Source organism: Methylobacterium cerastii, assembly GCF_022179125.1.
In the GTDB taxonomy this organism is placed as follows: Bacteria; Pseudomonadota; Alphaproteobacteria; order Rhizobiales; family Beijerinckiaceae; genus Methylobacterium; species Methylobacterium cerastii.
In genome coordinates, this window is record NZ_BPQG01000047.1 from 40,604 (window position 1) to 51,621 (window position 11,018).

General features: G+C 71.9%; 12 protein-coding genes. 10 read left to right on the top strand and 2 right to left on the bottom strand.

Going from position 1 to position 11,018, the window contains the following annotated elements; all coding sequences use genetic code 11:
- Window positions 1-45: 45 nt before the first annotated feature.
- From MFF13_RS15695 to MFF13_RS15710, 4 genes are all read left to right on the top strand, one after another.
- Window positions 46-1,050 (top strand): IS481 family transposase, encoded by a 1,005-nt coding sequence (locus MFF13_RS15695; protein ID WP_238272506.1) that lies wholly within the window; start codon window positions 46-48, stop codon window positions 1,048-1,050.
- Between the two features lie 85 nt (window positions 1,051-1,135).
- Window positions 1,136-2,091 (top strand): IS630 family transposase gene (locus MFF13_RS15700; RefSeq protein WP_238272507.1). Its coding sequence is split into 2 segments (ribosomal slippage): window positions 1,136-1,472 and window positions 1,472-2,091, totalling 957 coding nucleotides; the frame shifts between segments, so codons are not numbered across the junction.
- Window positions 2,092-2,141: 50 nt separating this feature from the next.
- A complete protein-coding gene (locus MFF13_RS15705; RefSeq protein ID WP_238272508.1) occupies window positions 2,142-3,326 on the top strand; it encodes an alanine racemase in 1,185 nt (394 codons plus the stop codon).
- An 8-nt stretch (window positions 3,327-3,334) separates the two neighbouring features.
- Entirely contained in the window at window positions 3,335-3,769 is a 435-nt protein-coding gene (locus MFF13_RS15710) for a RidA family protein (RefSeq protein WP_147754534.1), read from the top strand.
- Between the two features lie 43 nt (window positions 3,770-3,812).
- Here MFF13_RS15710 and MFF13_RS15715 read toward each other — a convergent pair whose 3' ends face one another.
- Both MFF13_RS15715 and MFF13_RS15720 read right to left on the bottom strand, forming a co-directional pair.
- The gene (locus MFF13_RS15715) at window positions 3,813-4,517 is read right to left on the bottom strand and encodes an SDR family NAD(P)-dependent oxidoreductase (protein WP_147829064.1); all 705 of its coding nucleotides are present in this window, start codon (window positions 4,515-4,517) and stop codon (window positions 3,813-3,815) included.
- Window positions 4,518-4,586: 69 nt separating this feature from the next.
- Entirely contained in the window at window positions 4,587-5,099 is a 513-nt protein-coding gene (locus tag MFF13_RS15720) for a nucleoside deaminase (RefSeq protein WP_283205826.1), read from the bottom strand.
- A 146-nt stretch (window positions 5,100-5,245) separates the two neighbouring features.
- Here MFF13_RS15720 and MFF13_RS15725 point away from each other — a divergent pair, with 146 nt between their 5' ends.
- From MFF13_RS15725 to MFF13_RS15750, 6 genes are all read left to right on the top strand, one after another.
- On the top strand, window positions 5,246-5,422 hold the full coding sequence (locus tag MFF13_RS15725) for a CsbD family protein (protein ID WP_147762876.1): 177 nt from the start codon (window positions 5,246-5,248) through the stop codon (window positions 5,420-5,422).
- A 114-nt stretch (window positions 5,423-5,536) separates the two neighbouring features.
- A complete protein-coding gene (locus MFF13_RS15730) occupies window positions 5,537-5,713 on the top strand; it encodes a DUF1328 domain-containing protein (RefSeq protein WP_147754530.1) in 177 nt (58 codons plus the stop codon).
- 138 nt (window positions 5,714-5,851) lie between these two features.
- A complete protein-coding gene (locus MFF13_RS15735) occupies window positions 5,852-6,472 on the top strand; it encodes a LysE family translocator (RefSeq protein WP_147829066.1) in 621 nt (206 codons plus the stop codon).
- Window positions 6,473-7,218: 746 nt separating this feature from the next.
- On the top strand, window positions 7,219-9,156 hold the full coding sequence (locus tag MFF13_RS15740) for a pseudouridine synthase (RefSeq protein ID WP_444543555.1): 1,938 nt from the start codon (window positions 7,219-7,221) through the stop codon (window positions 9,154-9,156).
- The gene (gene rsmD, locus MFF13_RS15745; RefSeq protein ID WP_147754310.1) at window positions 9,153-9,710 is read left to right on the top strand and encodes a 16S rRNA (guanine(966)-N(2))-methyltransferase RsmD; all 558 of its coding nucleotides are present in this window, start codon (window positions 9,153-9,155) and stop codon (window positions 9,708-9,710) included. Before MFF13_RS15740 ends, rsmD begins: the two co-directional genes overlap by 4 nt.
- A gap of 44 nt (window positions 9,711-9,754) precedes the next feature.
- A complete protein-coding gene (locus MFF13_RS15750; protein WP_238272510.1) occupies window positions 9,755-10,732 on the top strand; it encodes an NAD(P)-dependent oxidoreductase in 978 nt (325 codons plus the stop codon).
- Window positions 10,733-11,018: the final 286 nt, after the last annotated feature.

The window sequence follows — 11,018 nt, forward strand, 5'->3', positions numbered from 1 at the left end:
CCCGCCGTGTGGTGATACATTTGATGCCACATGGAGGAACGCGCTATGGGACAGGTTCTCCACGGCAGCGCCACAACGACTGAGACGGTCCGTCGGGCAATCCAAGCTCGTAAAGAGAGCGTGAGAGCCGCCGCGAAGCGCTACGGGATCAGTCCGACCACGGTGCAGAAGTGGCGTTCACGTCCGACCAGCACCGATGCGCGGATGGGACCGAAGGAACCTCACTCCACGGTGCTGAGCCTGGAGCACGAGGCGGTCATCGTCGCCTTTCGCCGGCACACCCTGCTGCCACTGGATGACTGCCTCTACGCGCTCCAGCCCAGCATCCCACACCTGACCCGCTCGTCGCTGCACCGCTGTCTGCAGCGTCACGGCATCAGTCGTCTGCCGGACGTCGACGGCGACAAGCCCAAGCGTTCGCGCTTCAAAGCCTACCCGATCGGCTACTTCCACATCGACATCGCACAGGTCAGCACCGAACAAGGCAAGCTCCACCTGTACGTTGCCATCGACCGCACGAGCAAGTTCGTCTTCGTCCAACTTCACGAGAAGGCGACCCAGCGGATCGCGGCAGCCTTTCTACGCGATCTGGTCGCAGCCGTGCCCTACACGATCCACACGGTCCTGACCGACAATGGCATTCAGTTCACCGACAACAAGCCGGTGAACGCGGAGGCCGAGGCCAAGGTGGCGGCCTATTGGGCCGAGCGCGATGAGCCGCGCCTGTACCGCTGGCACTCGTTCGAATGGGCCTGCGAGCAGACCAAGATCGAGCATCGCCTGACCAAACCACGCTGCCCGTGGACGAACGGCCAGGTCGAGCGGATGAACCGGACCATCAAGGATGCCACGGTCAAACGCTACCATTACGCCGACTACGACGAGCTGCGTCGTCACCTGCAATTGTTCGTGGAGGCCTACAATTACGGCCGCCGCTTGAAGACCCTGCGAGGCTTCACGCCCTACGAATTTATCTGCCAGACCTGGACGATAGAGCCCGAACGCTTCAGGCTCGACCCGTCACACCATATGCCGGGACCAAACACCTAGAGCGGCATCCGACCGGGCTGAATCACCGGGGTTTACCGGTCGGGGTTTGATGTGATTCCCTGCGTGGCTTTCGCAGGAGAGCCGCATGCCATCTGCCCTATCCGTCGATCTGCGCGAGCGTGTCGTGGCCGCCGTCGAGGAAGGCGCGTCGCGCCGTCAGGCGGCCAAGCGGTTCGGCGTAAGCCCGACCAGCGCGATCCGCTGGTACGAGAGCTTCGCGCAAGAAGGGCGGATCGCACCCAAACCGATGGGCGGGGATCAGCGCTCGCAGACGATTGAAGCGCAGGCCGACCTGATCGTTTCGACCTACGAGGCCAAGCCCGAGATCTTCCTGACGGAGCTACAGGAGAAGCTGGCGGAGCACGGCCTGTGGGTCGGGAGGAGCAGCCTGTCGCGCTTCTTCAAGCGTCACGGCATCACGCGAAAAAAAACACCGGCCACGCGACCGAGCAGGATCGGGAGGACGTGAAGGCCGCCCGCGCGGCGTGGTTCGAGGGGCAACTCGACCTCGACCCGGACGCTCTCGTATTCCTGGATGAGACCGCGGCCAACACCAGTATGGTCCGCCGCTACGGACGCGCCCCGCGCGGCGCGCGTTGCCGGGTCGCCGCACCGTTCGGACATTGGAAGACCACCACCGTCACGGCCGCCCTGCGCACCAGCGGCCTGATCGCGACCGCGCTCCTCGATGGGGCCACGAACGGCGAACGCTTCCGTGCCTACGTCGTCGAAACCCTGGCCCCGGCGCTGCGGCAAGGCGACACCGTCATCCTCGACAACCTCCCGGCCCACAAGGTCAAAGGCGTGCGCGAGGCCGTGGAGGCCGCCGGTGCACGGCTGCTCTACCTGCCGCTCTACAGCCCCGACCTCAACCCGATCGAGATGGCCTTTGCCAAGCTCAAGGCAATGCTCCGATCGGCTGCAAAGCGCACCGTTGCCGACCTCTGGGACGCCATCAAAAACGCCTTCGCTGCCTTCAAACCAGACGAATGCCGGAGCTACCTCGCCGCCGCGGGATACGACGCTTATGATCCAACCTGATCGGATGCCGCTCTAGAAGGCGCTCGATGCAACCGGAAAGGGAGAGTGCGATGGCCGTCGCCGACGTCGCCGCGGATTCGCTCGCCGCCCTCGACACCCCCTGCCTGCTCCTCGACGAGGCGCGCCTGACCGCCAACGTCGCGCGGATGCGCGAGCGGCTTTCCGGCCTCGGCGTCGCGTTCCGGCCTCACCTCAAGACCGCGAAGTCGCTCGCCGTCGCGCGGCGCGCGATGACCGGCCCGCACGGTCCGGCCATGGTCTCGACGCTCCGCGAGGCCGCCTACTTCGCCGAGGGCGGCGTCACCGACCTGACCTACGGCGTCGGCATCGCGCCGCAGAAGCTCGACCGGGTCGGCGGCATCCGCCGGCAATTCGGGGCCGACCTTGCGATCATCCTCGACAGCGTCGCGCAGGCCGAGGCCGTCGCGGCCTGGGTGGCGGCCAACCGCGATCCCTCCTGCGCCCCCTCCTGCGCCTCCCTGCCCTGCCTCATCGAGGTCGACGCCGACGGGCACCGCTCCGGCGTCGCCCCGGACGACGCCGGCACGCTCGTCGCCATCGGCCGCATCCTCGTCGACGGCGGCGCCGAGCTGCGCGGGGTGCTGCTGCATGCCGGCGACAGCTACGGCCTCGACGACCCCGAGCGAATCGCGGCGGCGGCCGAGGCCGAGCGCGCGGCGGCCGTCGCGGCGGCCGGGCACCTGCGCGCGGCCGGCCTCCCCTGCCCCGTGGTCAGCGTCGGCTCGACGCCGACCGCGCGGTTCGCCGGGGATCTCGACGGCGTCACCGAGGTGCGGGCCGGCGTGTTCATGTTCGGCGACCTGTTCCAGGCGGGCGTCGGCAGTTGCGGCGCCGACGACATCGCCCTGTCGGTGCTCGCCACCGTGATCGGCCACCAGGCGGCCAAGGGTTGGATCATCGTGGATGCCGGATGGATGGCCCTGTCGCGCGACCGCGGCACCGCGCGCCAGGCCGTGGACCAGGGCTACGGCATCGTCTGCGATCCCGCGGGGCGCCCCTACCCGGACCTGATCGTGCGCGACGCCAACCAGGAGCACGGCATCGTCGCCCTCCGCCCCGGGTCGAGGGCGGCGCTGCCGGAGCTTGCCTTGGGCGCACGCCTGCGCATCCTGCCCAACCATGCCTGCGCCACGGCGGCGCAGCACGCCTGCTACCACGTGCTCGACGCGTCCGGGCGCGTCTCGGCCACGTGGCCCCGCATCGCCGGCTGGTGACCTTTTCCATGACGCATCCAATCGCCAAGACGCATCCAATCGCCAAGACGCATCCGATCGAACGCATCGCGACGAAGGCCGTACCGGAGCCCGCCGGCCATTACGCGCAAGCCACCGCGTGGCGCGACCTCGTCTTCGTCTCGGGCCAGCTCGGGCCTCGCCCCGACGGCAGCCACACCTTCGATCGCCCGTTCGAGGAGCAGGCGCGGCAGGCGCTCGCCAACGTGCTCGCCATCCTCGGCGAGGCCGGATGCGGGCCGGAGCGCGTGCTCAAGGTCACCGCCTACCTCGTCGGAGTCGAGAACTGGCCGGCCTTCGACCGGATCTATGCCGAGGCGTTCGGCGAGGCCCGCCCCGCCCGCGCGGTGGTGCCGGTGCCGGGCCTGCATCACGGCTACCTCGTCGAGATCGAGGCGATCGCCGCCCGGCCCGACCCGGCCTGATCACCGGTCCGCGCGGAGCCACCCCCTCAGAACCCATCGCCTCTCAGTACCGCTCGACCCAGGGGCGCAGCTCCAGCTCCTGGGTCCAGGCGCTGCGGTCCTGGCGCAGCACGTCGCGGTAGCTGCGGGCGATGGCCTCCGGGTCGAGGTGGCTGTCGGGCGCGTCCGGCGCCTCGGGCGCGCGGGCCGGATTCCGGATCGCGCCATCGATGACGAAGTGCGCGACGTGGATGCCCTGCGGCTGCAATTCGCGCGCGAGGCTCTGGGCCAGGCCGCGCAGGGCGAATTTGCCCATCGCGAAGGCCGAGGAGCCGGCGAATCCCTTCACGCTCGCCGAGGCCCCGGTGAGCAGGATGGCGCCGTGGCGGGCGGGCAGCATCCGCTTGGCGGCGGCCTGCGCCACCAGGAAGCCGCCGAAGGCCGAGACCGCGAGCGCCTGCGCGGCGGCTTCCGGATCGAGCTCGGCGATGCCGCCGCGCACGCGTCCGCTGGCGTTGTAGACCACCACGTCCGGCGCTCCGCCGAGCGCCGGCTCGATCGCGGCGAACAGCGCCTCGACCTCGGCCGGCCGACTCGCGTCGCAGGCGTGGACCGACGCACCGGTCTCGCGGGCCAGCGCGTCGAGTTTTTCGACGTTGCGCGCCGCCAGGCCGACCCGCAGCCCGTCGGCGGCGAGTTGCCGGGCGAGCGCCGCACTCAAGCCCGAGCCGGCCCCGACGATCAGGGCGCGATAATAGGTCGGCGTCATGGATGCGGCCTCCGGGCTGTGCGAGCCGGCAACGTCGGGCACGCGGGGCGGTTCGCGCCGCGCGATGGATCAGTCGCGCCGCGCGCGGAAGAAGTCGCGCAGCATCTGCGCCGCCTCGTCCTCGCGAAAGCCCCCATACACGTCCGGCGCGTGGTGGCAGGTCGGCTGGTTGAACACGCGCGCACCGTTCTCGACACCGCCGCCCTTGGGGTCGGCCGCCCCGTAATAGAGCCGCCGGATCCGCGCGAAGCCGATCGCGCCCGCGCACATCGGGCACGGCTCCAGGGTGACGTAGAGGTCGCAGCCCGACAGCCTTTCGTCGCCCAGCGCGGCGCAGGCGGTGCGGATGGCCAGGATCTCGGCATGCGCCGTCGGATCGCGCAGCGCGCGGGGCCGGTTGTGCGCCACCGCGAGCACCACGTCGTCGCGCACGACCACCGCGCCGACCGGCACCTCGCCGGCCTCCGCCGCACGGCGCGCCGCCGCGAAGGCGAGGTCGAACGGCGTCTCGCCCGGCCGGCCGGCGAACGACGTCGTGTTCGCGGCGAGGCGCGTTTTCGCGGGAGGGATCGAGTCGGGCACGACGACGTTCCTAGCGGTCGCCGCCGCCGCCGGGAAGCGCGCCGCCGCCCCCAACACAGGTCAATGTTAATCGGCGGAACATTAATCCGCCTTCCGCCGTTTCTCCCCCAGCGCGGCAAGGCCGCATTCAGGACGAGGAGCCGGCGATGAGCAGCACCACCGACAAGATCAAGGGCGCGGCCAACGAGGCGATCGGCAAGGCCAAGCAGGGCATCGGCAACGCGACCGACAACGCGAACCTGAAGGCCGACGGCGTTGCGCAGGAGGCCAAGGGCAAGGCCGAAGGCGTCAAGGGCGACGTGAAGTCTGCCGTCGGCAAGTAAGCGACAGAAGTAAGCGAGCCGCGGATGCAATTGTCCCGACCCGGACCCGGAGATCGGGTCCGGGTCGGGGCCCCATCAGCCCTGCATTGAAGAATTCGTTTTGAGGAGGTCTGCATGATCGGTTGGGCCATCACCTTTCTCGTGGTCGCGTTGGTCGCGGCGCTCCTCGGTTTCGGCGGCATCGCCGGGACGGCGATGGCGGCGGCCAAGATCGTGTTCTTCGTGGCCATCGCCCTATTCTTGATCTCCGCCGTGTTCGGCGTGATGCGCGGGCGTGCGCCGAGGCTCTGACGGGCCGGATTTGTTCTGCGTCGTGAGAGGGGTGGTCTGACAAGGACCGCCCCTTTCGCGTTCGGGGGTGCGTTGCGCTGCGCCAAGCCTTAGGATCGCGGTCGCGCCACCGCGATCGTCCCCAATGGCCCCCTACCCATGAATCCCCACACCTGGGCGCTCTTCCTCGGCGCCGTCTTCCTGCTGTCCGGCACGCCTGGCCCGAACATGCTGCACGTGATGACGCGCAGCCTCCGCTTCGGGTTCGGTGCCAGCCTGTTCGCCATGGCCGGGTGCCTTTCGGCCGTGGTGCTGGTGCTCTGCGCCTCGGCGACGGGGCTCGGGGCGGTGCTGGCCGCCTCGCCGAACCTGTTCGCGTGGCTGCGCTATGCCGGCGTCGCATACCTGATCCTCCTCGGGATCCAGGCCTGGCGCGGAGTCGGCGGCGCGGTCGAGGTCGGCGCGGACCCGGTGGCGCCGTCGGCCGCCCGCCTGTTCCGGGGCGGCTTCCTGATCGGCGTGAGCAACCCGAAGCTGCTGCTGTTCGCGGCGGCGTTCCTGCCGCAATTCATCGATCCCACCGTCGACCAGGGGCTGCAGCTCGCGATCCTGGTCGCGACCTTCGCCGCCGCGGAAGGCTTCTGGTACGCGGCCTACGCGCTCGGCGGCCGGCACCTCGCGCGCCATCTCGCCAGGCCCGCCCTCCGGCGCCTGTTCGACCGTGCCACCGGCGCGATCTTCGTCGGCTTCGGGCTCGGCCTCCTCGCGGGCCGCCCCTGAGCGACAAGGCCATCGCTCGACAGCGCTGGCCCTGATTGTCTTCGGCCTCAATCGCCGGCGCCCGCCTTCGCGGGCTCAGGCTTTCGCTCCGCGGGGCGCTCTTCGCGCCCTGAAGCCGCCGAACGCGGCTTCAAGTGATCGCCGTGCCCTGGCGACGATCCGTCTCGCGTGGCGGAGCCGGCTCTGTTATGGGCTTGGCGATGAGCGACAATCCGACCACCCCCTCCGCGGACGAGCCCGTTCGCGGGACCGACACCACGCAGGCCCCCGAGACTCCGGCGAAGGCACGGCCCGCACGCCGCACGGCCGCCGCGCGGGACAAGGCCTCGCAGCAGGAACCCGCCTCGCACGAGCCTTCGAGCCAAGAGCCTTCGAGCCAAGAGGCTTCGAGCCCGGCGGCTTCGTCACCGGAGCCTTGGAGCCCGGCCACCGACGCCAACGTCCGCTCCGCCGACGACGAGGCGCCGCGCGAGCGCGTGGCCCGCGCCCGGCCGAAGGACCGCCACGCCAACGAGCGTCCGGCCAAGGACGCGACGAAGGATGCGGCCAAGGAGTCGGCCAAGGCGCCGACGAAGGCCGCCAAGGCCCCGAAGGAGCGCGGCGGCGACGCCCCATTGCGTCGCCGCCCGGCTGCGGCCGTGCCGGCGCCGGCCGATCCGGCCTCCCTCGACCCAGCCTCGGTCGACGCGGCCCCCGCCGACTTGGCTCCTGTCGATTCGGCTCCCATCGACCTGGCCCCCGCCGCCATGTCTCCCGTCGATTCGGCTCCCGTCGAAACCCATGCGGACGCGGACTTCGACGACGCGCCGGAGACGGTCGCCGTCGAGGCCGCTCCGAAGGCCGAGACCGCCGCGAAGGCAGAACCTGCCGCGCCCGAGACCTACGAGGGCGAGCGCATCGCCAAGGCGATCGCGCGGGCCGGCATCGCCTCGCGCCGCGACGTCGAGGCGATGATCGCCGAAGGCCGCATCACCCTGAACGGCCGCGTCCTCGACACGCCGGCGATCAACGTCACCGATTCGGACGCCATCACCGTCGACGGCGAGCCGCTGCCGACGCGCGAGCGCACCCGGCTCTGGATCTTCCACAAGCCGCGGGGCCTCGTCACCACGGCCCGCGACCCGGAAGGCCGCCAGACCGTGTTCGAGGTGATGCCCGAGGAGATGCCGCGCGTCGTCGCGATCGGCCGCCTCGACATCAACACCGAAGGCCTGCTGCTGCTCACCAACGACGGCGGCCTCGCCAAGGTGATCGCCCACCCCGACACCGGTTGGCTGCGCCGCTACCGCGTCCGCGCCTTCGGCGACATCACCCAGATGGAGCTCGACCAGCTCCGCAAGGGCGTGACCATCGACGGGATGGAATACGGGCCGGTCGAGGCGACCCTCGACCGCGCCACCGGCGACAACGTCTGGCTGACGCTCGGCCTGCGCGAGGGCAAGAACCGCGAGGTCAAGCGCATCCTCGAGCATCTCGGCCTCTCGGTGAACCGGCTGATCCGGCTGTCGTTCGGGCCGTTCCAGCTCGGCGACCTCGAGGTCGGGCTGACCGAGGAGATCAAGACCAAGGTGCTCAAGGAGCAGCTCGGCAAGGGCCTGTCCGCGCAGGCCGGCGTCGACTTCGAGAGCCCGGTGCGCGAGCCGATCGCACCCTTCGGCGCGCCGAAGAAGGAGGCGCAGGCCGAGCGGCCGCGCCGGGACGAGGCCCCCCGCGGCCGTGCGCCCTCCGGCGGCGCGCGTCCCATGCGTGCGGCGACGCCGGCCCGCGTGCCGACCGGCGGCATGGGCGCGGGCCCGCGCCGTTCGGTCTGGCGGGCCGACGAATCCGACAACCCGGAGGGCTTCCGGCCCTCCAAGGTGCCGCGCCGCGGCGCCGACCCGAAGGCCGAGCGGGCCGCCGCCGCGGAGAGCCGCGGGCGCGAGCGCGTCGGCGCGATCAACACCGGCGACCGGCGCGTGCTGGTCGAGCGCCTGTCGGCGAGCCCTGCGCCTGCCGAGGAGGCGGCGCCGCAGCGCCGCTACGCCCGCGACGAGAACGGCGCCAAGCCGCAGCGCCGCCGGGACGACCGCGACGCGGGCGCCCGCCCGGACCGGCCCTACACGCCGCGCTTCAACGAGGGCGCCGACCGCGGCCCGCCGCGCAGCGACCGCGGCACGGGGTTCCGCGGGCAGGATGCGAACGAGCGTCCGCGCGAGGCCCGCGGCTACCAGGGCGAGCGCCGCGACGGCGGCCGCACCGAGGGCGCCCGCCCGGAGGGACGCGGCTACCAGGGCAAGAAGCCGGCCGGCCAGCCGAGAAGTTTCGAGGGCAATTCCGGTGGGTTCGGCGGCAAGCCATCCGGCGGGTTCGGGGGCAAGCCCGGCGGGTTTGGGGGCAAGCCGTCCGGCGGGTTTGGGGGCAAGCCGTCCGGCGGGTTTGGGGGAAAGCCATCCGGCGGGTTCGGTGGCAAGCCCGGCGGTGAGCGCGAGACCGGCTACAAGGGCCGCGTCGAGGGCAGCTTCAAGCCGCGCAGCGAAGGCGGCTTCAAGGGCGGCCAGGGCCGGCCCGGCGGCGGGGCCGGTCGTCCGGCAGGCAGCAAGCCCGGCGGGTTCGGGGGCAAGCCCGGAGGGTTCGGCGGGAAGCCATCCGGCGGGTTCGGCGGCCGGCCCGGTGGTGGTCGTCCGCCCGGCCGCGGCGGGCGGTGAGGATCGTCGGCGGGGATTGGCGCGGCCGGCGCCTCGCCACCCCGCGCTCCGACGCGATCCGCCCGACCACGGACCGCCTTCGCGAGGCCCTGTTCAACGTGCTGGCCCACGCCTACGACGACGCGGTGCCGGGCGCCCGCATCCTCGACCTGTTCGCCGGCACCGGCGCCCTGAGCTTCGAGGCGTTGTCGCGCGGCGCGGCCTACGCGCTCCTGGTCGACGAGGGGGCTGAGGCGCGCGGCGTGATCCGTGAGAACATCGAGCAGTTCGGCGCCGAAGGGCGCACCCGGCTGTTTCGGCGCGACGCGACCAAGCTCGGCCCCTCCGGTACCACTGGGCGCTTCTCCCTGGTGTTCTGCGATCCGCCCTACGGTCGCGACCTCGCGCCGGCGGCGCTCACCGCGGCCGCCGAGGGCGGCTGGCTGACGCAGGACGCCCTGGTGGTGGTCGAGGAGGTCGCCAGCGCCGTCGTCGCCCTGCCCCCAGGGTTCTCCGAGCTCGAACGGCGGACTTACGGCGACACGGCGGTGACGCTGGCGCGCTTCACCGGCTGAGGTCCGCATACGGCGCGTTCGCACCCGGTGAGAAAGGCGCTTCCTTGACCCCTCCGTCCATCGCCCCCTTGCCCCTCGTCCTCCTGACCAACCCGATCCACGCCGACGCGGTCGCGATGCTGGCGCCCCATGCCCGCGTCGTCGTCGCCCCCGACACCGCCGCGGCGACGCTGCGGGCGCTCGCCCCCGACGCCGCCGGGATGATCGTGCGCGCGCAGCTGCCCGACGACATCCTCGACCACGCCCCGAACCTCCGCGGCATCGTCCGCCACGGGGTCGGGCTGGACTTCGTGCCGCTGGAGGCCGCCACCGCCCGCGGGATTCCCGTGGCGAACCTGCCCGGCAGCAACACCGGCGCGGTGGCCGAGTACGTCTTCTCCGCCCTGTTCGCCCTGCGGCGGCGGCTCGCCGACCTCGATGCCGGCCTGCGCCGGGACGGCTGGCTCGCGGCCAAGACCCGCGCCAACGACCTCGCCGAGGTCGGCGGCTCCACCCTCGGCATCCTCGGGATGGGCGAGATCGGCCGCCGCGTCGCCGGGATCGCCCGCCACGGCTTCGGCCTGCGCGTGCTCGGTTCGTCGCGGACCGCCTCGGACCATGGCGGCCTCGTCGAGCCGGTGGACGTCGCGACGCTGTTCTCGGAGAGCGACGCGGTGGTGATCGCCTGCCCCCTGACGGATGCGACGCGGGGGCTGGTCGACGCGGCGCTGATCGGGCGGATGCGCCCGGGCGCGGTGCTGATCAACGTCGCCCGCGGGCCGATCGTCGTCACCGACGCGGTGGCGGCGGCCCTGAACGCGGGCCGGCTCGGCGGCGCGGCGCTCGATGTGTTCGAGCACCAGCCGCTGGCGCCCGACCACCCGCTCCACGCCTGCCCGAACCTGCTGCTGACGCCGCACGTGGCCGGCACCACCGCCACGAGCCTGCGCGCCATGGGCCTGGGCGCCGCCGAGGAGATGCTGCGCATCCTGGCGGGCGAGCGCCCGCGGAACCTCGTGAACCCGGCCGCGCTGGAGCGTTGAGGGCGATCGCCGGCGGCCTGGGTCCGAAGTGCGCTCGGGGGCCGTGACGGTGCGCGGGGCGACAGGATTCGCGCATGCCGGTACTGGCGGTTCGCTTTGCGCGCATCCCCTCGCCCCGCGTGGATCTCGGGCTTGCCCGAGATCCGAACCTACCTGCCGAAATCGGGCAGGCCCGACTTCGGTGGGGGAGAGGGCTTTGCCGACCTCGTCGTCAGGCCTTCCTCCATGCGTGCACTCCTCTCCGTGGCCTTCCTGGCCATCGGCGTCGCCGTCGGCGGTGCCTTCC

What these genes read in the sequence shown, in the direction of transcription:
- MFF13_RS15735 (WP_147829066.1), top strand. Translation starts at nt 5,852, where the DNA reads ATGAATCCCCACACCTGGGCGCTCTTCCTCGGCGCCGTCTTCCTGCTG.
- MFF13_RS15715 (WP_147829064.1), bottom strand. Translation starts at nt 4,517, where the DNA reads ATGACGCCGACCTATTATCGCGCCCTGATCGTCGGGGCCGGCTCGGGC.
- MFF13_RS15730 (WP_147754530.1), top strand. Translation starts at nt 5,537, where the DNA reads ATGATCGGTTGGGCCATCACCTTTCTCGTGGTCGCGTTGGTCGCGGCG.
- MFF13_RS15695 (WP_238272506.1), top strand. Translation starts at nt 46, where the DNA reads ATGGGACAGGTTCTCCACGGCAGCGCCACAACGACTGAGACGGTCCGT.
- MFF13_RS15705 (WP_238272508.1), top strand. Translation starts at nt 2,142, where the DNA reads ATGGCCGTCGCCGACGTCGCCGCGGATTCGCTCGCCGCCCTCGACACC.
- MFF13_RS15740 (WP_444543555.1), top strand. Translation starts at nt 7,219, where the DNA reads ATGTCTCCCGTCGATTCGGCTCCCGTCGAAACCCATGCGGACGCGGAC.
- MFF13_RS15725 (WP_147762876.1), top strand. Translation starts at nt 5,246, where the DNA reads ATGAGCAGCACCACCGACAAGATCAAGGGCGCGGCCAACGAGGCGATC.
- MFF13_RS15710 (WP_147754534.1), top strand. Translation starts at nt 3,335, where the DNA reads ATGACGCATCCAATCGCCAAGACGCATCCAATCGCCAAGACGCATCCG.